The following is a 20,946-nucleotide window of genomic DNA, read 5'->3' on the forward strand; positions in this document are numbered from 1 at the left end:
TCCGGTGGGCGGCCCCCACTAGACTCTTTTCCGCTCAAGCCCTGGATACGGAGCTCACTCTTGTCTGACTACGACCCCGTCGAGGTGACGCCGTTGCACGCCGACGAGCTGTCCCGCATGGAGGCCGACGCCCTTACGGCGATCAAGGCGGCCGACAGCCTCGACGCACTCAAGCAGGCCAGGCTGGCGCACGCGGGTGACCGCTCGCCCATCGCCCTGGCCAACCGCGAGATCGGCGCCCTGCCGCCGGCCGCCCGCGCCGAGGCCGGCAAGCGCGTCGGCGGCGCCCGCCGAGCGATCAACGAGGCGCTGGCGGCCCGCCAGGCCGAGCTGGAGGCCGAGCGCGATGCCCGGGTGCTCGTCGAGGAGACCGTCGACGTCACCCTGCCCTGGGACCGCCGCCCGCGCGGCGCCCGCCACCCGCTGACCACGTTGCAGGAGCGCATCGCCGACGCGTTCGTCGCCATGGGGTACGAGGTGGCCGAGGGGCCCGAGCTCGAAGGCGAGTGGTTCAACTTCGACGCGCTCAACATCGCCACCGACCACCCGGCCCGCTCCGAGCACGACACGTTCTTCGTGGACTCCACCGAGTCGGGCATGGTGCTGCGCACCCAGACCTCGCCGGTGCAGATCCGCGCGCTGCTGCAGCGCGACCTGCCGGTCTACGTGATCTCGCCGGGCAAGACGTTCCGCACCGACGAGCTCGACGCCACCCACACCCCGGTCTTCCACCAGACCGAGGGGCTGGCCGTCGACGAGGGCCTGACCATGGCCCACCTCAAGGGCACGCTCGACAGGTTCGCCGAGGTGATGTTCGGCGAGGGCATCACGACCCGGTTCCGGCCCAACTACTTCCCCTTCACCGAGCCGTCCGCCGAGATGGACCTGAAGTGTTTCGTCTGCCGCGGCGCCTCGGCGATCCCCGGCAACCCGCCGTGCCGCACCTGCAAGTCCGAGGGCTGGATCGAGTGGGGCGGCTGCGGCATGGTCAACCCGCGGGTGCTCATCGCCTGCGGCGTCGACCCCTCCCGCTACTCCGGGTTCGCGTTCGGCATGGGGATCGAGCGCACGCTGATGTTCCGCCACAACGCCGAAGACATGCGAGACATGATCGAGGGGGACGTGCGCTTCACGCTCCCGTTCGGAATGGAGATCTGATGAAGGTCCCGCTCTCCTGGCTGCGGGAGTACGTCGATCTCCCGGCGGCCACCGCGCACGAGGTGGCCGACAGGCTCACCATGGCCGGGCTCAAGCTCGAGTCCATCACCTCCTACGGCCACGACGTCAAGAACGTCGTCGTCGGCGAGGTGCTGGAGATCGAGGAGCTCACCGGCTTCAAGAAGCCGATCAGGCACTGCAAGGTCGAGGTGGGCGAGGCCACGCCGCGCGAGATCGTCTGCGGCGCCACGAACTTCGTCCCCGGCGACCGGGTCCCGGTCGTGCTGCCCGGCGGCGTGCTGCCGGGCGGGTTCGAGGTGGGGGCGCGCAAGACGTACGGGCGCATGTCCGAGGGCATGATCTGCTCCGAGCGCGAGCTGGGCCTCGGCGACGACCACAACGGCATCATGGTGCTGCCCGCCGGCACGCCCATCGGCACCGACGTGGTCGAGCTGCTGGGCCTGCGCGACGACGTGATCGAGCTGGAGATCACCCCCGACATCGGCTACGCCCTGTCGATCCGCGGCGTGGCCCGCGAGGTGGCGACCGCGTTCGGCGTGGCCTTCCGCGACCCCGCCGACGTCGACGTGCCCGCCGAGGCCGAGCCGTCGTGGCCGGCCTCGATCGGCGACCCGACGGCGTGCGACCGGTTCGTGCTGCGCGAGGTACGCGGCTTCGACCCGGCCGCCCAGAGCCCGCTGTGGATGCGGGTGCGCCTGAGCCGGTCCGGCATGCGCCCGGTGTCGCTGGCCGTCGACATCACCAACTACCTGATGCTGGAGCTCGGCCAGCCGCTGCACGCCTTCGACCGGTCGAAGCTGACCGGCGAGATCGTCGTACGGCGGGCGCGGGCGGGCGAGCGGCTGGAGACGCTCGACCACGTCGTACGCGAGCTCGACCCCGACGACATCCTCATCACCGACGAGTCGGGCCCGATCTCCATGGCGGGCACGATGGGCGGCCTGGAGACCGAGATCTCCGACGGCTCGACCGACATCGTCATCGAGGCCGCGCACTTCTCGGCGACCGGCATCTCGCGCGAGTCGCGCCGGCACGGGCTGGTGTCGGAGGCGTCCAAGCGGTTCGAGCGCGGCGTCGACCGCGAGCTGCCGCTGGTCGCGTCCTGGCGGGCGGTGAGCCTGCTGGCCGAGCTGGGCGGCGCGAGCGTGCAGCCCAGTGTCACGCACGCCGAGGTGGAGGTCACCCCGGCGCGCATCGCGATCCCGGCGGGCCACCCGGCGGCCGTGGCGGGCCTGCCCTACTCCAAGGAGGTCGTGGTCGGCCGCCTGGAGCAGGTGGGCTGCGTCGTGACCGACGGCGACGACCCGGCCGTACGCGCGGGCGGGGTCGACCCGACCGGCGTCGTGACCGGCGGCGAGCTGGCGGCCAGGCTGGCCGTCACCGGGCCCGACATGATCACGGTGACGCCGCCGTCGTGGCGGCCCGACCTCACCGACCCCAACGACCTGGCCGAAGAGGTCATCCGGCTCGAAGGCTACGACCGGCTGCCGTCGGTGCTGCCCAGCGCTCCGGCGGGCGCCGGGCTGACCGAGGGGCAGCGGCTGCGCCGCCGGGTCGGCCGGGCGCTGGCCGAGGGCGGCTACGTCGAGGTGCTCAGCTACCCGTTCATCGGGGCCGACGACTTCGACCACCTGCAGCTGCCCGCCGACGACGCGCGCCGCCGGGCCATGCGCCTGGCCAACCCGCTGTCGGAGGACGAGCCGCTGATGCGCACGACGCTGCTGCCCGGCCTGCTCAAGACGCTGGTCCGCAACGTCGGGCGCGGCTTCGGCGACGTCGCGCTGTTCGAGACGGGCGCGGTCTACCGGCCACGGGAGAACGCCCCCGCCGTCGCGCCGGTGCTCGGCGTCTCGCGCCGGCCGACCGCCGAGGAGCTGGCCTCCATCGAGGCGGCGCTGCCGGACCAGCCGCTGCGGGTCGCGGTCGTGCTGGCCGGGGAGTTCGAGCGGTCCGGCTGGTGGGGTTCCGGCCGCCAGGCCTCGTGGGCCGACGCGGTGCAGGCCGCCCGGCTGGTCGCCGCCGAGTCGGGCGTCGAGCTGTCGATCAGCGCCGACCAGCACGAGCCCTGGCACCCGGGCCGGTGCGCCGCCCTCTACGCGGGCGACACGCTGGTGGGGCATGCCGGTGAGCTGCACCCGCGGGTCGTGGAGGCGTACGGGCTGCCGCCGCGTACGGCCGCCATGGAGCTGGAGCTGTCGCGGCTGGAGTCGAGGATGCCGGGGCCGGTGGAGACGCCGCCGGTTTCCCCGTACCCGGTGGCCACGCAGGACGTCGCGCTGATCGTGCCCGACTTCACGCCGGTGGCCGACGTGGAGGCGGCGTTGCGCGACGGGGCCGGCGAGCTGCTGGAGTCGGTGCGGCTGTTCGACGTGTACGCGGGGGAGCAGGTGGGTGAGGGGAACAAGTCGCTCGCCTACACGATGCGGTTCCGGGCTCCCGGCCGTACGTTGACGGTGGAGGAGACGACGGCGGCCAGGGACGCGGCGGTGGCGATGGCGGCCGACCGCGTGGGCGCGCATCTGCGCGGCGCCTGACGTCCAGGGAGAAGGCCGGTACGGCGGGTCGCCGTACCGGCCTTCCACGTGATCGGGGGGACTCGGCCCCTCCAGCTCCGGGAGGGGATGCGGCATGCGGGAGTTGCTGGTGTTCGCCGGGCGTGAGGACGCCGAGGAGGTCGCCGAGACGCTGGGGGAGTGGTTCCCGGCGCTCGGCGTGCCGAGGGTGGTGCGCGAGACGCTCGCCGGCGAGGACGACGCCGAGGACGCTCAGTGGATCGTCGTCGTGGCGGGGCTCGACGAGGCCGCGCTGCTGAAGGTGGACGAGCTGGTGGAGCGGTACGAAGGCTGGCGGGAGACGGAGTGACCCGCCGCCCGCCGGCCGGGTGGGTCAGGCGGGGGCGGACTGGCCGGCCGCGGGATCGGACGCGGGATCGGACGCCGTACGGCGGGCGCGTTCGGCCACGGCGTGTTCGTCGGTCGTGGCGTCGTAGCGGCGGAACTTGGGGAGGGCGGCGCTCAGGCCCAGGACGGCGGCCACGCACAGCAGGCCGCCCGCGCCCAGCGAGAAACGCAGGCCGCCCAGGTTGGCCATCAGGCTCGCGCGGGTGTTGCCCAGCATCGGGCCGCTGGCGTACGAGAGCAGTTCGATGCCCGCCAGCCGCCCGCGCAGCTCCTGCGGGATGGTCTGGTTCCACATCGTCGTACGGAAGATGCCGCTGATCATGTCGGCCGCGCCGGCGAGCGCGATGCACAGGAAGACCAGCCACACGGAGGGGGCCAGGGCGGTCAGGGCGATCGCCGCACCCCAGCACACCGCCGCGACGATCACACCGAGGCCCTGCCGCTGCACGCGGGCCGTCCAACGGCCGGTCACCGAGGCGACCAGGGCGCCCACCGCGGCCGCCGAGTACAGCAGGCCGAGCGACTCCGGCGAGTCCAGCTCGTCGGCCAGGAACGGATAGAGCGCCTGGGCCATGGCGAACACCATGGCCGCGATGTCCACCAGGTACGTGCCCATGAGGTCGCTGCGGCCGGTGGCGTAGCGCACCCCCTCGACCAGCGACTTCAGTGACGCGGGCGCGGCGTCCTCGGCGGCCGGCAGTGACCTGATACGCCAGAGCAGCGCCATGGAGAGCACGAAGGTCACCGCGTCGATGGCGTAGGCGACATGCGTGCCGAGCTGGACCAGCAGCAGGCCGCCCAGCGCCGGGGCCAGGATCGCGCCGAAGTTCCAGCGCAGGCTGTTCAGCACCGCCGCCGCGGCCTGCTGGTCGTGGCTGACCACCTGCTGCATCACGGCCTCCAGGCTCGGACGCTGCAGGCAGGCGATGCCGGTGGACAGGGCGCCCATCACGTAGAGCACCCAGACCTGGGGGTCCGGGAGCAGCGCGTTGACCATGAGGGCGGCGGTGGTCACCAGCAGGCCCAGCTCGCTCAGCACGATGATCCTGCGCCGGTCGAGCGCGTCGGCGATCGCGCCGCCCCACAACCCGCACACCACCATCGGCACGAACTCCGCCAGGCTCATCAACCCGACCGCGACGTAGGAGCCGGTCAGCTCCTTCATCTGGTACGGCAGCGCCACCATGGTGATCATCGTGCCGAACATGGTGATGACTCCGGCGCCGAACAGCAGGCGGTAGTCGCGGGAGTCGCGCAGCGGGCTCAGGTCGGGGGTGAGGTGACGGAGCAGGCGCATGAGTCGAGCGGGCACGAAGTCTGATTGTCCGGTGAACAGCAGGGCTCGGGCAAACCATTTTGGAACGGCACAAGGCCCCCGGCGATGACCGGGGGCCTCAGAGGGGAGGGCCGTCAGGCGGGCACCTTGTCGAGGAAGCCGAGGACCCTGCGGATCCTGCCGTCCTCGGCCAGCTCGACCACGTCGAACCCGACGGCCAGGGGCTCCTCGCCGGCCGGGCCGAGGTGCCAGGTGAAGCGGGCGATGTTGTGGTGGGCGTCGAACACCTCGCCGGCGGTGAACACCAGGCCGGGGAACATGCCCTGCGCGCCCTCGATCACGGCGGCGATCCCGGCGTGACCGGCCACCTCGGCCATGGGGTCGGTGTAGGTCGCGTCCTCGGTCCACAACTCGGCGACGGCCTTGGCGCGGGCGTCGGCGTCGGTCTCGTTCCAGGCGGCGATGTAGCGCTCGACAAGTTCGGTGGTCATGACGGTGCCTCTTTCTTCCAGGGTCTCTTCAGGAGTTCTCAGGGGGTTCAGCGGCGGGCCTTGCGCAGGCCGGTGATCTGCAGCTCGGCGAACAGGGCCACGACCAGGGCCTGGGCGATCGCCCAGACGGCGCCGATCGTGGTGAACCCGAGTGCGCCGGTGACGACGGCGGCGACGCTGCCGAGGGTCCAGACGATGTTCAGGGCGATGACGACCTTGACGGCGGCCTGGCTGATCGAGGGGCGCGCGGCCACGAGGCCGACGCCGACGCCGTACACGAGGAGGAAGATCCCGATCTCGCGCAGCAGGCCCGCCTCCGGGCCGAGCAGGCCGCTCACCGGGGCGGCGAGGGCCAGGTAGACCAGCCCGTTGACGCCGGTGACGACGGCGTCGGCGGCCAGCGCGAGGCGCAGGAACTTGGTCCGGTCGGCGGTGACGGTGAGGGCGGTCATCTCGGTCTCCTTCAAGTGGTCGTTGCGACACTTGAACGATGTCAGCCGAGGCGTAGGGGCCGCGATTACGCGCCAGGTAATGAGCGCCGCGACCAGGCCGCCGACCTGCGGATCCGCCGGGAAAAGAAAACGGGGCACCCCCTTGCGGAGGCGCCCCGGAGGTGCGTCAGGAGCCCAGGACCTCCCTGCGCAGGTGGGTCTTGAGGATCTTGCCGCCCGGGTTGCGGGGCAGTTCGCCCTCGCGGAACCACACGTGCACCGGGATCTTGAACTTGGCGATCCGGTCCGCCAGGAACGAGCGCAGCTCCTCGGTCGTGACCGCCTGGCCGGGCGCCAGGCGCAGCACCGCGCCGACCTCCTCGCCCAGTTCGTCGTGGGGTACGCCGATGACCGCCGCGTCGTCCACGGCCGGATGCTCGAACAGGGCCGACTCGACCTCGGCGCAGTAGACGTTCTCGCCGCCTCTGATCACCATGTCCTTGGCGCGGTCCACGATGTAGACGAAGCCCTCGTCGTCGATCTTGGCCAGGTCGCCGGTGTGCAGCCAGCCGCCCACGAACGTCTGCGCCGTCGCCTCGGGCTGGTTCCAGTAGCCCATGATCACGTTCGGGCCGCGTACGCACAGCTCGCCGACCTCGCCGGGTGGCAGTTCCGTGCCCATGGGGTCCACCACACGCACGTCCACCACGGCCGAGGGCCGGCCGATGCTGTCGGGCCTGGCCCGGTAGTCGGCGCCGCCGTTGCCGATGGCCAGGGCGGTCGTCTCGGTCATGCCGTAGCCGTTGGAGGGGGCGCGGTCGGGCAGGTTCGAGGTGATGCGCTCCAGCAGCTTGGGCGGGGCGGGGGCGCCGCCGTAGCCGAGGGTGGTCAGGGACGACAGGTCGTACTTGCCGAAGTCGGGGTGCGACATGAGCTGCCAGGCGTTGGTCGGGACGCCGATCATCGTGGTGACGCGCTCGCGTTCGATCAGGCGCAGCGCCTGCTCGGGGTCCCACTTGTACATGAGCACCAGGCCGCCGCCGGTGAACATCGAGGTGGTCATGCCGGAGAAGCAGCCCGTGACGTGGAACAGCGGCACGGTCAGCAGCGTCACCCGGCGCACGCCCGCCACCGCCCCCGCGTCCTTGCCGGCCATGGTGAGCGAGTGGATGAGGCCGTAGGCCACGGTCATGGGGGACTGGCCGAGGTTGCGGTGGCTGCCGAGCGCGCCCTTGGGCCGTCCGGTGGTGCCGGAGGTGTAGAAGATCGTCGCAGGGTCCTCGGGGGACAGCTCCACGTCGGGCAGCCTGACGTCGGCGCCGACCTCACCCAGCACGTCGGCGAACGAGCGCGCGCCCTCGGGCGCCTCGCCCCTGGTCACGATCATCGGCACGCCCGTGGAGGCCAGCCTGGCCGCCCGCTCGCCGTCGGCGATCAGGACCTTGGCCCCCGAATCGCTCACGCCGTAGGCCAGCTCGGCCTCCGTCCACCAGGCGTTCAGCGGTACGGCGACGGCTCCGGCGGCCAGCGCGGCCGAGAACGAGACCACCCATTCGGGGTAGTTGCGCATGGCGATGGCGACGCGGTCGCCCTTGGTCACGCCGTACTCCTCGACCAGGCGGTTGGCGAGGGTGGCGGCGCGGCGGAAGTGCTCCTCGAACGTGATGTGCTCGTCCTCGTAGGCCAGGAAGACCTGCTCGCCGTGGAATCTGCTCGTCTCCAGCAGGGTGCGGAAGTGGGCGGGCGCGTGCTTCCACGTACGGACCCCGGTCCCGCCGATCTCCTCGATCTCGAACAGCTGGCCGGGTCCGGTGAGCTGGGCCTGGACCTGGGCGTGCGAAAGGGACATACGCAGAACTCCCGCATCAGACGATTATTCCGGACTTCACAGTACCGACCGGCTGGTACGTCGCGCTAGAGCAGCGGAAACCGGCGCAAGTGATGCTGTGAAAGTTTCATGATTCTGGCGATATTTTCAGCTTGCGAGCTGCTGGTTTGGGTGTGGTTCGTGGTTGGCATTGACCGTCTCCTTGCATGTCAATACCGTCTGCGGTGCGATCCGAGTGGGATCGAAAAGTTTCGGAATCGAGTGCCTGCCTCCGGAGGTAGATGCCCGTGCTCTCGTCCCTGTTCGTCAGAGTCCTCGCCTTGCTGGGGATTCTCGCAGCATTCCTCCTCCCCGCCACCTCCGCCGACGCCTCGGCGCCCCTGCGTACGCACGCGGCCGCCAAGGGCAAGTTCATCGGCACGGCGCTCGCCACCGGCCCCCTGGCCAACGAGACCTCCTACAAGAACATCGCCGCGACCGAGTTCAGCCAGGTCACCGCCGAGAACGCGATGAAGTGGGACGCCACCGAGCCCAGCCAGGGCCAGTTCAACTACTCCGGCGCCGACGCGATCGTCAACTTCGCCACCCAGAACAACCAGCAGGTGCACGGCCACACCCTCGTGTGGCACAGCCAGACGCCGGGCTGGGTGCAGAACCTGGGCGCGACGGCGATGCGCGCGGCCATGCAGAACCACATCTCCAACGTCGTCGGCCACTTCGCCGACAACCCGGCCGTGGTCTCGTGGGACGTGGTCAACGAGGTCTTCGACGACAGCGGCAACCTGCGTACGTCGTTCTGGTACAACACGCTCGGCTCGGGATACATCGCCGACGCCTTCCGCGCCGCCCGCGCCGCCGACCCCGACGCCAAGCTGTGCATCAACGACTACAACACCGAGGGGATCAACGCCAAGAGCACGGCGATCTACAACCTGGTCTCCTCGCTGCGCCAGCAGGGCGTGCCGATCGACTGCGTCGGCTTCCAGTCCCACCTGGCCATCCAGTACGGCTTCCCCGGCGACTTCCAGCAGAACCTGCAGCGCTTCGCCGCCCTCGGCGTCCAGGTCCGGATCACCGAGCTGGACGTACGCGTACAGACCCCCAGGGACGCCACCAAGGACGCCACCCAAGCCACCTACTACCGCAACGTCGTCAACGCCTGCCTCGCGGTGACCGCCTGCCAGGGCGTGACGATCTGGGGCTTCACCGACAAGTACTCCTGGGTGCCCGACACCTTCCCCGGCCAGGGCGGCGCGCTGATCTACAACGAGAGCTACCAGCAGAAACCGTCGTACACGGCCGTGCACGACGCGCTGGCGGGCGGCACCACGACCGACACCACGCCGCCCACCACGCCCGGTACCCCGGCGGCGAGCAACATCACCGCGAACTCGGCCACCCTGACCTGGGCCGCCTCCACCGACAGCGGCGGCAGCGGCCTGGCCGGCTACAACGTCTACCGGGAGCAGGGCAGCACCGACCCCCAGCTCGGCCAGTCCACCTCCAACACCGTCAACCTGACCGGCCTGACCGCCAACACCCAGTACCAGGTCTACGTACGGGCACGGGACGGCGCGGGCAACCTGTCCGGAAACTCCCCGCTGGTCACCTTCACCACCCTCACCGGCGGCGGGGGCGGCGGCTGCACCGCCGCCGGGACCGTACAGACGCAGTGGAGCGGTGGGTACGTCATCCAGCCCGTCACCGTCACCAACACCGGCACCTCGGCGATCAACGGCTGGACCGTCACCTTCACCCTGCCCGCCGGGCACGCCGTGACCGGCTCCTGGAACGCCGCGATCACCGTCAGCGGGCAGAACGTCACCGCCAGGAACGCGGCCTACAACGGCACGCTCGCGCCGGGCGCGAACACCAGCTTCGGGTTCCAGGTCAGCAGGCCGAACGGCGACACCGCGACGCCGTCCTCCTACACCTGCGCCTGACCGGCCAGGCGCCCCGGGCGGGACATGGCCACCGCCCGGGGTCCGGCGCGCGTTCCCCGCGGTGGCAGGCGGAGGCGGCCGCCGCCCACGGGCCCGCGCTGACGGCCGCGCTCGACCGGGCGTGCCGGTCAGGGGGCGGGGGTCAGAGGTTCTCCTCGTCGCGTTCGGCCTGGGCGAGCAGGTCGCGCATGGCCGACTCGGCCGCCTCGGGCTCGCCCGCGCGTACGGCGTCGAGGACCGCGCGGTGGGTGGCCGAGAAGCCGGGACGCTCGCCGGTCGAGTGCACCAGCCGGTCACGGGCCGTCAGCGCCGCCGCGATCACGACCTCCAGGCATTCCAGCAGTTCGTTGTGGGAGGCGGCGAGCAGCAGGCGGTGGAAGGCGACGTCGGCCTCGGTGTGGGCCACCGGGTCGGCGGCCGTCGCGGCCATGTGCTCATACGCCTTCTCCAGCGCCGCGACGTCGTCGTCGGTACGCCGGGCCGCCGCCAGGCGCGCGCCCGCCGGCTCGACCACGGCCCGCACCTCGGCCAGGTCGCGCAGCATGTCGCCGTCGCCGCGCTGGGTGAAGCGCCAGCGCAGCACGTCGGCGTCGAGCAGCGACCAGTCGCCGCGCGGCCGCACGTACGTGCCGCGCTTGGGCCGGGCGTCGACCAGCCCCTTGGCGGCCAGCGTCTTGAGCGCCTCCCTGACCACGGTATGGCTGACCTGGTAGCGGCGGCCCAGCTCGGCGGGGTCGAGCTGGCCCGAGGCACCGGGGTCCCCGGCGACGATCCGGCGGCCGAGATCTTCGACGACCTCACCATGCATGCCTCGCCGTGGATAGCTCACGCGGCCCCTCCCCTTCCCTGTCTCATCCGGTCCTGTTAAATCATATTTTATGAAAAGCCGTCCACGTGTCCGCCGGGGGCGGGGCGCGTGCGGGAGGGGCAGGGAGGTCGGGCTCGTCTTCCTTCCCGCTGCGGGACAACCAGGTTCCCATGCCGCGGACCCTCCTGCGGGACCCTTGGTGGGGCCTGCGGGCGGTGGTACACAGTGCACATGGCAGAGATCATCCTGTTGCACTCCGCACAGGGCCTGCGACCGGGGGTGCTGGGGGCGGCGGAGGCGCTGCGCGAGGGCGGGCACGTGGTGCGCACGCCCGACTACTACGACGGCGAGGTCTTCGACGACCTCGAATCCGGGCTTCGCAAACGGGACACGATCGGCTTCGAGGAACTGGGACGCCGCTGGCGGGCGATCGGCGAGCAGGCCCGCGGGCCGGTCGTGTTCGCCGGGTTCTCGCTGGGAGGATTCGGGGCGCAGGTCCTGGCCGCCACGCATCCGCTGGCCCGGGGGGCGCTGCTGTATCACGGGTGCGCGGCGGTGCCGGAGGTGAGCGACCGGGGGTGGCCGGTCACGGTCCCGATGCAGCTCCACTACGCCGAGGGTGATCCGTGGGTGAACGCCGACGACGTGCGGAGTCTGCGTACGGAGCTGGGGCCGATATTCGCGTGCTTCATTTATCCGGGAAATGTGCACTTGTTCGCCGATCCCGATCTCCCCGGATACTCGGCGGAGTCGGCGTCGCTAATGTGGAAACGATCACGCGACTTTATTTCACAGGTTTAAGGCATTTTTCGGATATTTTGTACTTGGGTCTATCAAAAGGGGTGATCGTTACTTTATGATCGCAGCGGCCCATCAAGATCGACGGAAGGATCGCTCATGACGATCGAGATCAAGAAGGTCGAAGAAGTCGAGACCACCGGTAACAGCAACAGCTGCTGACCGCTTCGGGCCTCCCGCGGCGTGGCCAACCCCCGCGGGAGGCCCTGACTCGTCCGGGAGCATCCCCCATGCCCAGGATTCAGGTGAATCCGGCCTTTCCCCTGTTCATCGACGACGCCCGCGGGCGCGTACGGCTCGGTGACTTCCCCCCGACCGGCCTGATCCTCGACCCCGCGCCGCCGCCCCTGCGGCGATTGCTGCGGCTGTGCGCCGAGACCCCCGTCGAGCAGTCCGACCTGTACGCCCTCCTCGACGACGTCACCCCCGCCGAGATCGACTCGGCCGTCGAGCAGTTGCGCGCGGCCCGCTTCCTCGTGACGGACGCCGACCTCGACGCGCTGGCCGCCGACGCGAGGTTGTCCAGGTTCGCCCTGTTCCTGGCCATGTTCCACCCGGCGGACCAGGCCGTGGCCACGCTCGGCGACCTGGCCGGCAAGCACGTGGCGGTGCTCGGCGCGGGCGCGATCGGCGGCCAGGTCGCCCTCCAGCTCGCCACCTCAGGCGTCGGCCGTCTGACCCTCCTGGACGACGACCGCGTCGAACTCGGCAACCTGCACCGCCAGCACCTCTACACCGTCCGCGACCTCGGCGAGCCCAAGACCGCCGCGGCGGCCCGCAGGCTGCGCGAGCACTGCCCGGACGTGCGCGTCACCCGCGTCGAACGGCGCATCACCGGCCCCGACGACGTGGTCACCGACGCCGACCTCGTGGTCAACACCGTCGACACCCCGCAGCCGCACATCCGCCGCTGGGTGAACCGGGCCTGCGTACGGGCCGGCACGCCGTTCGTCACCGGCGGGTTCAACCAGCACGTCGGCCTGATCGGCCCGCTGGTCGTGCCCGGCGGAACGGGCTGCCTGGCCTGCCAGGAGGCCGCCCTGGCCGAACGGTACGACTCGGCCGTCCTGCCGGCGAGCGACAACCCCGGGCGCGTCATCCCGTCGTTCGGGCCGCTGTGCGGGATCGTCTCGGGCATGCTCGCCGCCGAGGTGATCCGCTTCCTGACCGGCACCGGCGCCCCGGCCGTCGAGGGCCGCGCCGTCTGGCTCGACCTGCTGACGCTGACCACCACGGCCTACGAGTTCGACCGCCTGGACGGCTGCGAGGTGTGCGCGTGACGGCCGGGCCGCTGCCGGACCTGTCGTACCTGAGTGTGGTGGCCGACGGCCCGGACGACTACGTGATCGGCAACGGCGAGACGTTCGTCAACGTGCCGGGCGTGGCGGCGGCCGTGGTCGAGGCGCTCGACGGCACCAGGACGGCCGTGCAGGCCCGCGCCCTGGTGCTGGCCGAGCGCGGCGTGGACGTGGACGTGGCCGAGTTCGTGACCGGACTGGACGCCGCCGGGCTGCTCGGCCGGCCCATGCGCCCGCCCAACCTGTGGGACCGGATCCGTCCAGGCCACGTGGCCTGGCTGTTCTCCCGCCCGGCGCACGCCGCGCTGGCCGTGCTGACCGGCTGCGCCCTGGCCGCGGCGGTCGCCAGGCCGGACGTGCTGCCGTCCTTCGCCGCGCTGGTGTGGTCGGACAGCCTCGCCTTCACCGTCGCCTTCGCGGCCGGCTCGTGGCTGCTCGTGCTGGTCCACGAGCTCGGGCACATCGCCGCGGCCCGGTCCCTGGGCGTACGGGCCGAGTTGTCGCTCGGCACCCGGCTGCAGTTCCTCGTCGTGCAGACCAGGATCACCGGGATCTGGGGTGTGCCCAGACGTGCCAGGTACCGGGCCTATCTGGCCGGCATGCGGATGGACTGGTTCCTCGTCTGCGCCGCGTCGTGCGTCCTGTACGTCGCCGACGTGCCCGTGGCGCGGCTGGTCATGGTCATCTGCCTGTCGCAGATCGCCTGGCAGTTCCTGTTCTTCATGCGGACCGACGTCTACTACGCCTTCGCCAATGCCAGCGGGAACAAGAACCTCATGGCCGACGCGCAGGCGTACCTGCGGGCACAACGGCCCCGTACGGCGCGGCGCAGCGTACGGGTCTACGCCTGGTTCCTCGTCGTCGGGCGGGTGCTCGGGCTGGCCTTCTTCGCCCTCTACACGGTTCCGGTGACGGTCGCGGTGTGCCGCCGGGCCCTCGCGGAGCCGCCGGGCTGGCAGCCGGTCGCCACACTGGCCGTGGTGGGCGCCGGCTGGGCGCTCTACCTGGCGGTGCTCGTCCGCCGCCTGCTCACCTCGGCGCCCTGGCGTACCCGGCGGGGCTCCTGAGAGCGACCGGCCGCCGGGCGGCGAAGCGCCTGATGCGGATCCCGCGGTCCTGTCCACCGGCACCCGCGGCCGGGACCGCGGCGATCACAGGTGCCCGCGGCTCTTGGCGATGACCTCCTCCGTGGTCAGCGGCGCCTCCGGGTGGTGGGTCAGGCACATCGGCACCCGCGCCTTGGCGAACCCGCCGCCTTCGCGCGCCACGTAGAACTCGCCCGACGCCAGCCGGGAGATGTCCGGCACGTCGCCGCCGCCCTTGGCCTGGGCCATCTCCCTGGCCGCGCCGATCTGGATCGGGGCGTTCAGCAGGCCGAAGAACTGCGTCGCGCAGTTGCCGGGGATCTGGTTGTGCAGCCCCTTGGGTGCCTGGGTGGCGAAGACGAGGCCGAGCCCGTACTTGCGGGCCTGGGAGGCGAGCATCACCGTGCTGCGCGTGGAGACCGACGCGCCGCCGGCCGCGGGGGCGAACGTCTGCGCCTCGTCCATGACGAACAGCGCGCCCAGCGGCCGATCCTGGGCAGGATGCCGCTTGAACCAGACGAACAACTCCATCTCCAGCCGGCTGACGAAGCTCTGGCGCTGCTCCAGACCCGGCAGCCCGGCCAGGCTGATCACCGAGACCCGGGCCCGCCGGCCAGGGGGCGGCGTCACCAGCAGCCCGGGGTCGACCGGTTCGCCCGCCCCGCCGAACAGCGGATCGTTGTCCATCGCCGCCGTGAGCGACTGCGCCAGGTCCGCCCCGATGCGCCCGGCGCTGGCCAGCTCGCTCACGCCGTCCGGGAGGTCGGCCAGGAACGCCGCGAATCCCCTCAAGCTGGTCGCGCCGCCGCGCCCGTAGGAGGCCAGGGCCTTCCTGAGCACCGCCTGCCCGCGCAGCGCCTTGTCGGTGTTGGCATCCAGCCTCACCCGCGGCACGATGAACGCCACCGCCGCCTCGACCGCCTCCGCGAACTCGTCGGGATCGCCGGTCAGGCTCGCGAGGTCGGGCAGCGGCTGGAAGCTCAGCGGCCGTCCGCCCGTGCGGCCCGGCGTCCAGACGGTCACCTCGGTGGCCGCCAGATACTCCTCGGCGCGGCGCGCGTCCCCCTCCTCCCACGTGCGCGGCGGCTCGGGCCACGGCTCGCCCAGCCTGGCCAGGTCGTTGTTCGGGTCGAGCACGATGGAGGAGACGCCCCGCAGCGCGCACTCCTCGACCAGCCGCCTGATCAGCACGGTCTTGCCCGAGCCTGAACCGGCGAAGATCGCGGTGTGCTTCCGCAGCGCCTCCAGCTCGATCCGCACCGGTGTGCCGTCCGCCATCCGCCGTCCTATCGCCAAGGATTGCGGCTGTGCGCCGCCGTCCTCGGCCCCGGCCCTCGCGTGCGGAGCGACGGCCGGCGGCACCGGAGGACTCGCGGGAGCCGGGGACGGTTTGGCCGGGCCCGCTCCTGCAGGAACGCTCCAGGTCTCGGTCACGGCATCGGCCAAGGCCTCGGTCAGGAAGCCGATCCCCGATGCCGGCCGGCGGGCGGCGAGCCAGGCGGCCAGGTCCGGCGGGTTCGCCGCCACCAGAGCCTGGAGTGCGGACAGGACCAGCAGGTCCTGCCGGTTCACCCGCAGCGTCCTGCCGCCGGCCCGCTCGAACGCCGTGATCGTCTCCTTGGTCGCCGTCCCCGGGGACCAGGGGGTGTTGCGCAGCAGGAACAGCCGCCGCTTGGGCACCTCCGCGTCCAGCCCGGCAGCCACGCACGCTTTGCGGACACGGTTCAGCGCCGCGTTCCCGTGTCCGGCGCTGACCGCGCGAAAGGCCCAGTGCACCTCGTCCTCTCTGCTCTCGTCGAGCGTGCGGCGCAGCCGGGCGTGCAGCGGCGGCTTGGCGCTCGGCGGCGGGTCCACGCTGAAGGCCAGGCCGGGCTCACCCTGCTCGGCGATCCACGCGTACAGCCCGGCCGCCAGCAGCGCGGGCATCGCGGTGTCCTCGTTCGCCTGGTCGATCATCGGAGCCTGCGCCGCCTTCAGCAGTTCGGCGTATCGGGCGTCCAGCGCGCCGAGGTCGGCGGGCGGCGCGGGCGGCTGGGGATGCGGCGCCGGCTGCGCGGCGAACCCGGTCAGCTCCCTGACCTCGCCGTCCAGCAGGCAGGCGTGGACGTGCCGGTCGATCCGTATGAGCAGTTGCCGCGGGGTGAACCCGGGCGCCTGCTCGAACGCCTCCGGCCGGACCGGCCAGGTCGGGTACGGCGGCTTGATGCCCGCCTCCCCGTACTGGACCTCGAAACGAGTGGCGACCAGCGCGCGAGCGGTGGCCGCGTCGGGGATGGTCTTGAGCTGGACCGCCTGGCGGAATCGGTCGCGCACGGTGTCGACCGCCACCCGTTCGATGAGCGTCCAGGTGACGGGGATGCACGTCACGACCGTCAGCGTCCGGCGCGTGACCTCGCGCAGGGCCATCAGCCCGCCCGCGATCCGCTCGATCATGAGCTGCTCGGCCGGGTCATGCTCGGCGCCGCCGGTGGTCGAGACCCGCGACTGGGCGACGAGCGGGTCGATCTGGTCCACGGCGACGATCGTGGGGCCGGTGAGGGCCATCAGGCGCGAGACGTCCCTGACGATCTCCTGCGGCGTCCTGCCGAGCTGCCGGATGCCCCAGCGGCTCCGCTCGCCCGGTTCGCCTTCGGGAGCCGACGACAGGTACGCCTCCCCGAGGTCCTGAAGGCCCGGATCGTCGCCGGCCAGCAGGACCAGGGCCCGCGCGGCGTCCTGACTGTCGCGGCCGACCTGACCCCCGACCCGGCGGAGCGCGGTGACGAAGGCGTCCAGTTCATCCCTGGTGAGGCCGCGCTTGCCGGCGATCGAGCGACGCGCCATGCGGGACAGCCCCGCCATGATGGCCAGGCGGTCCAGGAGCACGGCGAGTTGCGTCTGCCCGTCGTACCGGGGCCGGGAGAGGCTGTCCAGGAGCGAGACCACGATGCTCTCCCAGAAGCCCTTGGCATCCAGCAGGCCGACCAGGACGAAGTATCCTCCCTCGCGCTGGGCGCGCTCGCGCAGCCAGCCGAGCAGGTGCGTCTTTCCGGTACCACGCTGGCCCTGTACGACGACGCCGATGGGGCTGGCGTCCGGCCGGTGCGTGGCCTGGGCCAGACCGTCGAGGAGGATCTTCGTGGACGCGCCGTGCAGGCCCTCGACGTGGAAGGGGGAGCGGTGCCACACGTCGTCGGCGCCCTCGGTGTAGTTGAAGGTCAGCGCGGCCAGGTCCGCGACGCCGCTCACGGCTTGCCGATCCACAGCAGATGCTTGTCCTGCTCGCCGATGATCACCGCCGCTTCTCGGTCCTCGGGCGTGAGCGTCTTCTGGTTCGACTCCGGGACGAGGTTCACGTCCGGCAGGCGTTCCATGAGGACGAGCGCCTCGTCCACCTCCGCCTTCGGCACGCCGGGCAGCAGCCGCCGGAGCGGGGTCAGGCTGACCCACGCCCCCGGCTCGGCGGCGAGTTCGGCGTAGGCGGCCCGGACACGGGACTCCAGGCCCGCGGGCGGCGCTTCCGGCTCGGGCTCGAAGATCTCCGACAATCGCTGGTCGGTACGCCGCATGAACCGGGGCAGCCAGGCGAGCAGAGCCCGCGCGATGGCGCCCGAGGAGCCGGTCTGGGGCGGGATCGTCCCGGAGCGCAGGTCGTCGGCGAGTCTGGCCCAACCAGAGTCGGTCAATACGTGCACAAAAGCGCGCCCGCGCCTGGGCTGCCTGCTCTCGACTAACTTCAGGTCGTTGAGCCTCTGCCGCTTCTTTCCGTCGATGGTCAGTCTGTAGTGCTCCTTGAGCTCGCTGTTGGACATCTCGCGAGCTTCGACGGCCAGCACCAGCAGGGCAGTGAACTCGGGCAGCGACAGCCCTTTTTCTGGCATATCTCATCCTTCCGCTCTGCGGTGGTTCCGCAGAAGCCGGCCAATCTGACGGACCACAGTGTCCATGTCAGTCAACACCTGAGAATCGGTGAAGCGCAGCACGGCGTAACCATCGAGTTGCAGAAGCACGTCCCGCTGCCGGTCGGCGGCGAACTTGGCAGGCGTCCGGTGGTCGGGGCCGTCGATCTCCACGACGCAGCGTTCGCTCTCCCAGAGCAGGTCCACCCGGATCGGGACGGCCAGCGGACGCGGCCGGTACGTCTGGTTCCACGCCCGTCCTCCGGCCCACGCCCGGGACGACAAGGCCGCCTCCAACGCCCGCTCGCTCGGGCTGCCCGGATGAGGCCTGCCCGCGACCGGCGGGTACGCGACCGCAGGAGCCCGATCGGCCGTCGCGGGCAGCGGGACTGGGGCCGTGACGGTTTCCGGGGCGCCGGGGGCTGTGCCCACCGGGAAAGAGGCCGGGGCGGGGAGCGTGCGCACGTGGTCGTCGTCGTGCAGGGGCGGGCCCGTCAGCCAGACGCCGGCTCTGCCCCGGTGCGCCAGCCACTCGCACCCGGCGACCAGTACCTCCTGTCCCGCCGTGCCCAGCCCTTCCGGCACCCGTACAAGGACCGCCAGCCGGGCCCGGCCGAAGCTGTCGGCCAGCACTCTCACCAGCCCGGCCGCGCGTACCTCCGGCGTGAAGACGCTGGGGCCGCCCGCGAGAGCGCGCTGGGCCAGCTCGGCGAGGAACGGTCCGAAGTGGCCGGTGACCGAGGATCTGCGCAGTGCCAGCACCTGGACCGCGGCCATGTTCACCCCCGACGGGCCCTCGATGCCCTCCGCGCCCGGCAACCAGGCCGGGAACAGCGCGATGGCCGCCTTGTCCAGCTCACGCAGGACGGAGGCGGCCAGATCGGCGACGGAACGTTCCTCGGCGGCGAAGTAGGTGACGACGGCCGGGGCGTCGTCCGGCAGGGGATCGAGGGCCAGCGCCACGGCGTCAGGGTCGGCATCGAGCCGTACCACCTGGCCGATCGGCAGCTCTGCCCACGACGACACGGCTTCCCTGCCCTCACAAGATCGGAGATTCGGCAATTGGGAGGGTAGCCCCGTCCCTATCGGACTGTCACCCAGGCGGCGGCGGAGGGGGAGTCCAGGGCCGGGTCGTGAGCGCGGGTCAGCAGGGACTGGGAAACGCCCGCTTTGAGGAGGGCCGCGATCCGCAACACCGGGATCAGCGTGAGTGCGAACAGCACGCCCGCCAGCGTGTTGAACACCACGAACGGCACGGTGCCGGTGCCCAGGCCGAGCAGGGCGGGCAGGCCGCCGTCCACGCCGGGGATGGCGGCGATCGCCCAGCCGTACAGCGGGAAGGTCAGCCCGAGCACGGCGCCCGCCCACCACACCGCCCCCAGGACGAAGGCGGCCAGCGAGACCGGGAACGTGATGATCGCATGCAGCAGGTCCATCGCCGCCTGGCCGGAGGCCAGCGGGTTCATCATGCGGCGGAACGTACCCGCCCCCGCGGGGGCCTGCGCGTAGCGGGGGCGGGCGATCGGGTGGCCCAGGACGCCGGGGAGCGCGGCGCGCTCCAGGTCGGCGAAGTTGCGGGCCATGGCGGCGGTGGCGGCCAGGACGGGCAGTCCGACGAAGGCGACCGCCGAGCCCAGGCCGGCCGAGACGCCGGCGACGGTGAGGGTGAAGGAGGCGGCGGCCATGGGGAGGCCGAGCAGGACGTATCGGGTGTCGGCGGCGACGCGGTGCCGGAGGGATGTCATGCCCATGACGTTACGGATCCGGCGCGGCATGATCGATCCTGGCCGCGGCCCTGTCCATGGTAGGGCCTGCCCTACCGGAACCCCCGGTGCGCGCGGTCCAGCCGGAAGGCGTCGAGGCGGTCGAGGTCGAGCCGGCAGGAGGACAGCGGCTCGTCCGGGCAGGCGGTGAAGAAGCCGTCGGCGGTGTCCGGGCAGGGGTTGGCGAACCCGGTCACGCCCGCGCACGGCCGCCCCTGGTAGGCGGCCTCGTGATGCCAGTCGCTGACCGCGACGTACGTCATGAACTCGTACGCCCGCGCCACGCTCATGTGCCGCCACAGCGCGCGGGCCGGTCCCGGGCCGTCCCAGCGGGTGACGGAGAAGGCGGCGACGAGCACGGCGTCGAGGTCGTCCTGGCCGGCCAGGGTCGCCGAGTACCACAGGTCGGCGCAGAGCAGCACGCGCAGGCGGCGGCCGGCCAGCTCGAACGCGCCGCCGGCCCGGCCGGGCACCACGCCCGAGCGGCGTTCGACGTCGTAGGGGTGGACCTTGTCGTACTCGGCCACCAGCGCGCCGGACGGGTCGATCACCGCGCCCCGGTTGACCAGGCCGGCCTCGGTGCGGTCGTAGTGGGAGCCGCCGGCGACCGTCGCGCCGGTGCCCGCGGCCAGGGCGGCGACCCGGGCCAGGTAGTCGGCGCGCGGTAAGGAGGATCCGGCCAGCTCGGGCAGGAGCAGCACGCCCCCGCGCACGGGCTCGCGGGCGGCCAGCTCCTCGATGGCGTCGAAGTTGGCGTGGCCGTCGGGGGACCAGGCGGGGGGTTGGACCAGGAGGACGTTCACCCCTCTACTGTGGCTGGTCCACGCGGATGACGGTCAGGTCCTCCGGGCGTACCGGCTCCCGGCAGCTCGCGCACACCGTGAGCGGCTCCAGGGGCTCGCCGCACGAGTGGCGCCACACGGTGGGCGGCTCGCCCTCGGTGACGTACCGGTCGCCCCAGTCCATGAGGGCGAGCAGGACCGTGTGCAGGGCCTGGCCCGCCTCGGTGAGCACGTACTCGTGGCGCGGCGGGTGCCGTTCGTACGGCACCCGCTCCAGCAGGCCCACCTCGACCAGCTTGCGCAGGCGGGCGGTGAGGATGTCGCGGCTGGCGCCGGTGTTGCGGGCGATCTGGTCGAAGCGGCGCACCCCGAGCATGATCTCGCGCATCGCCAGCAGGCTCCACCGCTCGCCCACGACGGCCAGCGCGTTGGCGATCGAGCACTCTCTCGGGCGGGACACAGCGCCTCCGCTCAGGTAGGTCCGGA

General features: G+C 71.9%; 18 protein-coding genes. 7 read left to right on the plus strand and 11 right to left on the minus strand.

Annotation, left to right across the window (positions count from 1 at the left end; translation table 11 throughout):
- The first annotated feature begins 117 nt into the window (after nt 1–117).
- The 3 genes from pheS to IEZ27_RS39590 all read left to right on the plus strand — a co-directional run bounded on the left by pheS (nt 118) and on the right by IEZ27_RS39590 (nt 4,041).
- A complete protein-coding gene (gene pheS, locus IEZ27_RS39580) occupies nt 118–1,158 on the plus strand; it encodes a phenylalanine--tRNA ligase subunit alpha (RefSeq protein WP_229824770.1) in 1,041 nt (346 codons plus the stop codon).
- Entirely contained in the window at nt 1,158–3,713 is a 2,556-nt protein-coding gene (locus IEZ27_RS39585; RefSeq protein WP_189651964.1) for a phenylalanine--tRNA ligase subunit beta, read from the plus strand. Before pheS ends, IEZ27_RS39585 begins: the two co-directional genes overlap by 1 nt.
- A 94-nt stretch (nt 3,714–3,807) precedes the next feature.
- A complete protein-coding gene (locus tag IEZ27_RS39590; protein WP_189651965.1) occupies nt 3,808–4,041 on the plus strand; it encodes a hypothetical protein in 234 nt (77 codons plus the stop codon).
- Nucleotides 4,042–4,065: 24 nt separating this feature from the next.
- Here the strand turns inward: IEZ27_RS39590 and IEZ27_RS39595 are convergent, their stop codons facing one another.
- From IEZ27_RS39595 to IEZ27_RS39610, 4 genes are all read right to left on the minus strand, one after another.
- Nucleotides 4,066–5,391 carry an MFS transporter gene (locus IEZ27_RS39595; RefSeq protein WP_229824763.1) on the minus strand — a complete coding sequence of 442 codons (1,326 nt, stop codon included), beginning with the start codon at nt 5,389–5,391 and terminating at the stop codon, nt 4,066–4,068.
- 98 nt (nt 5,392–5,489) lie between these two features.
- Entirely contained in the window at nt 5,490–5,846 is a 357-nt protein-coding gene (locus IEZ27_RS39600; protein WP_189651966.1) for a nuclear transport factor 2 family protein, read from the minus strand.
- Nucleotides 5,847–5,893: 47 nt separating this feature from the next.
- Nucleotides 5,894–6,298: a hypothetical protein gene (locus IEZ27_RS39605; RefSeq protein ID WP_189651967.1), complete on the minus strand. Its 405-nt coding sequence runs from the start codon at nt 6,296–6,298 to the stop codon at nt 5,894–5,896.
- Between the two features lie 166 nt (nt 6,299–6,464).
- Entirely contained in the window at nt 6,465–8,126 is a 1,662-nt protein-coding gene (locus IEZ27_RS39610) for a class I adenylate-forming enzyme family protein (RefSeq protein WP_189651968.1), read from the minus strand.
- A 299-nt stretch (nt 8,127–8,425) separates the two neighbouring features.
- Here IEZ27_RS39610 and IEZ27_RS39615 point away from each other — a divergent pair, with 299 nt between their 5' ends.
- Entirely contained in the window at nt 8,426–10,048 is a 1,623-nt protein-coding gene (locus IEZ27_RS39615) for an endo-1,4-beta-xylanase (RefSeq protein ID WP_229824764.1), read from the plus strand.
- A 142-nt stretch (nt 10,049–10,190) separates the two neighbouring features.
- Here the strand turns inward: IEZ27_RS39615 and IEZ27_RS39620 are convergent, their stop codons facing one another.
- A complete protein-coding gene (locus IEZ27_RS39620; protein ID WP_189651970.1) occupies nt 10,191–10,856 on the minus strand; it encodes a FadR/GntR family transcriptional regulator in 666 nt (221 codons plus the stop codon).
- Between the two features lie 231 nt (nt 10,857–11,087).
- On the opposite strand from IEZ27_RS39620, the gene IEZ27_RS39625 reads away from it, so the two are divergent.
- The 3 genes from IEZ27_RS39625 to IEZ27_RS39635 all read left to right on the plus strand — a co-directional run bounded on the left by IEZ27_RS39625 (nt 11,088) and on the right by IEZ27_RS39635 (nt 14,019).
- Complete coding sequence (locus tag IEZ27_RS39625; protein WP_189651971.1) at nt 11,088–11,657, plus strand: dienelactone hydrolase family protein; 570 nt, start codon at nt 11,088–11,090, stop codon at nt 11,655–11,657.
- 227 nt (nt 11,658–11,884) lie between these two features.
- A complete protein-coding gene (locus IEZ27_RS39630; RefSeq protein ID WP_189651972.1) occupies nt 11,885–12,934 on the plus strand; it encodes a TOMM precursor leader peptide-binding protein in 1,050 nt (349 codons plus the stop codon).
- A complete protein-coding gene (locus IEZ27_RS39635) occupies nt 12,931–14,019 on the plus strand; it encodes a hypothetical protein (protein ID WP_189651973.1) in 1,089 nt (362 codons plus the stop codon). The genes IEZ27_RS39630 and IEZ27_RS39635 overlap by 4 nt, the downstream gene beginning before the upstream one ends.
- 84 nt (nt 14,020–14,103) lie before the next feature.
- Here the strand turns inward: IEZ27_RS39635 and IEZ27_RS39640 are convergent, their stop codons facing one another.
- The 6 genes from IEZ27_RS39640 to IEZ27_RS39665 form a co-directional block, all read right to left on the minus strand.
- On the minus strand, nt 14,104–17,265 hold the full coding sequence (locus tag IEZ27_RS39640; protein WP_189651974.1) for a helicase HerA domain-containing protein: 3,162 nt from the start codon (nt 17,263–17,265) through the stop codon (nt 14,104–14,106).
- Entirely contained in the window at nt 17,262–17,897 is a 636-nt protein-coding gene (locus IEZ27_RS39645) for a hypothetical protein (RefSeq protein ID WP_189651975.1), read from the minus strand. Before IEZ27_RS39645 ends, IEZ27_RS39640 begins: the two co-directional genes overlap by 4 nt.
- Nucleotides 17,898–17,900: 3 nt before the next feature.
- Nucleotides 17,901–18,941 (minus strand): endonuclease domain-containing protein, encoded by a 1,041-nt coding sequence (locus IEZ27_RS39650; RefSeq protein WP_189651976.1) that lies wholly within the window; start codon nt 18,939–18,941, stop codon nt 17,901–17,903.
- Nucleotides 18,942–18,997: 56 nt separating this feature from the next.
- Nucleotides 18,998–19,660, minus strand: coding sequence for a sensor domain-containing protein (locus tag IEZ27_RS39655; RefSeq protein WP_189651977.1), 663 nt, complete (start codon nt 19,658–19,660; stop codon nt 18,998–19,000).
- A gap of 71 nt (nt 19,661–19,731) precedes the next feature.
- Nucleotides 19,732–20,481 carry a carbon-nitrogen hydrolase family protein gene (locus IEZ27_RS39660; protein WP_189651978.1) on the minus strand — a complete coding sequence of 250 codons (750 nt, stop codon included), beginning with the start codon at nt 20,479–20,481 and terminating at the stop codon, nt 19,732–19,734.
- 4 nt (nt 20,482–20,485) lie between these two features.
- A complete protein-coding gene (locus tag IEZ27_RS39665) occupies nt 20,486–20,920 on the minus strand; it encodes a winged helix-turn-helix transcriptional regulator (RefSeq protein ID WP_125635695.1) in 435 nt (144 codons plus the stop codon).
- Nucleotides 20,921–20,946 lie beyond the last annotated feature (26 nt).

It is taken from the genome of Nonomuraea spiralis (assembly GCF_014648435.1).
GTDB classification, from domain to species: Bacteria; Actinomycetota; Actinomycetes; order Streptosporangiales; family Streptosporangiaceae; genus Nonomuraea; species Nonomuraea spiralis.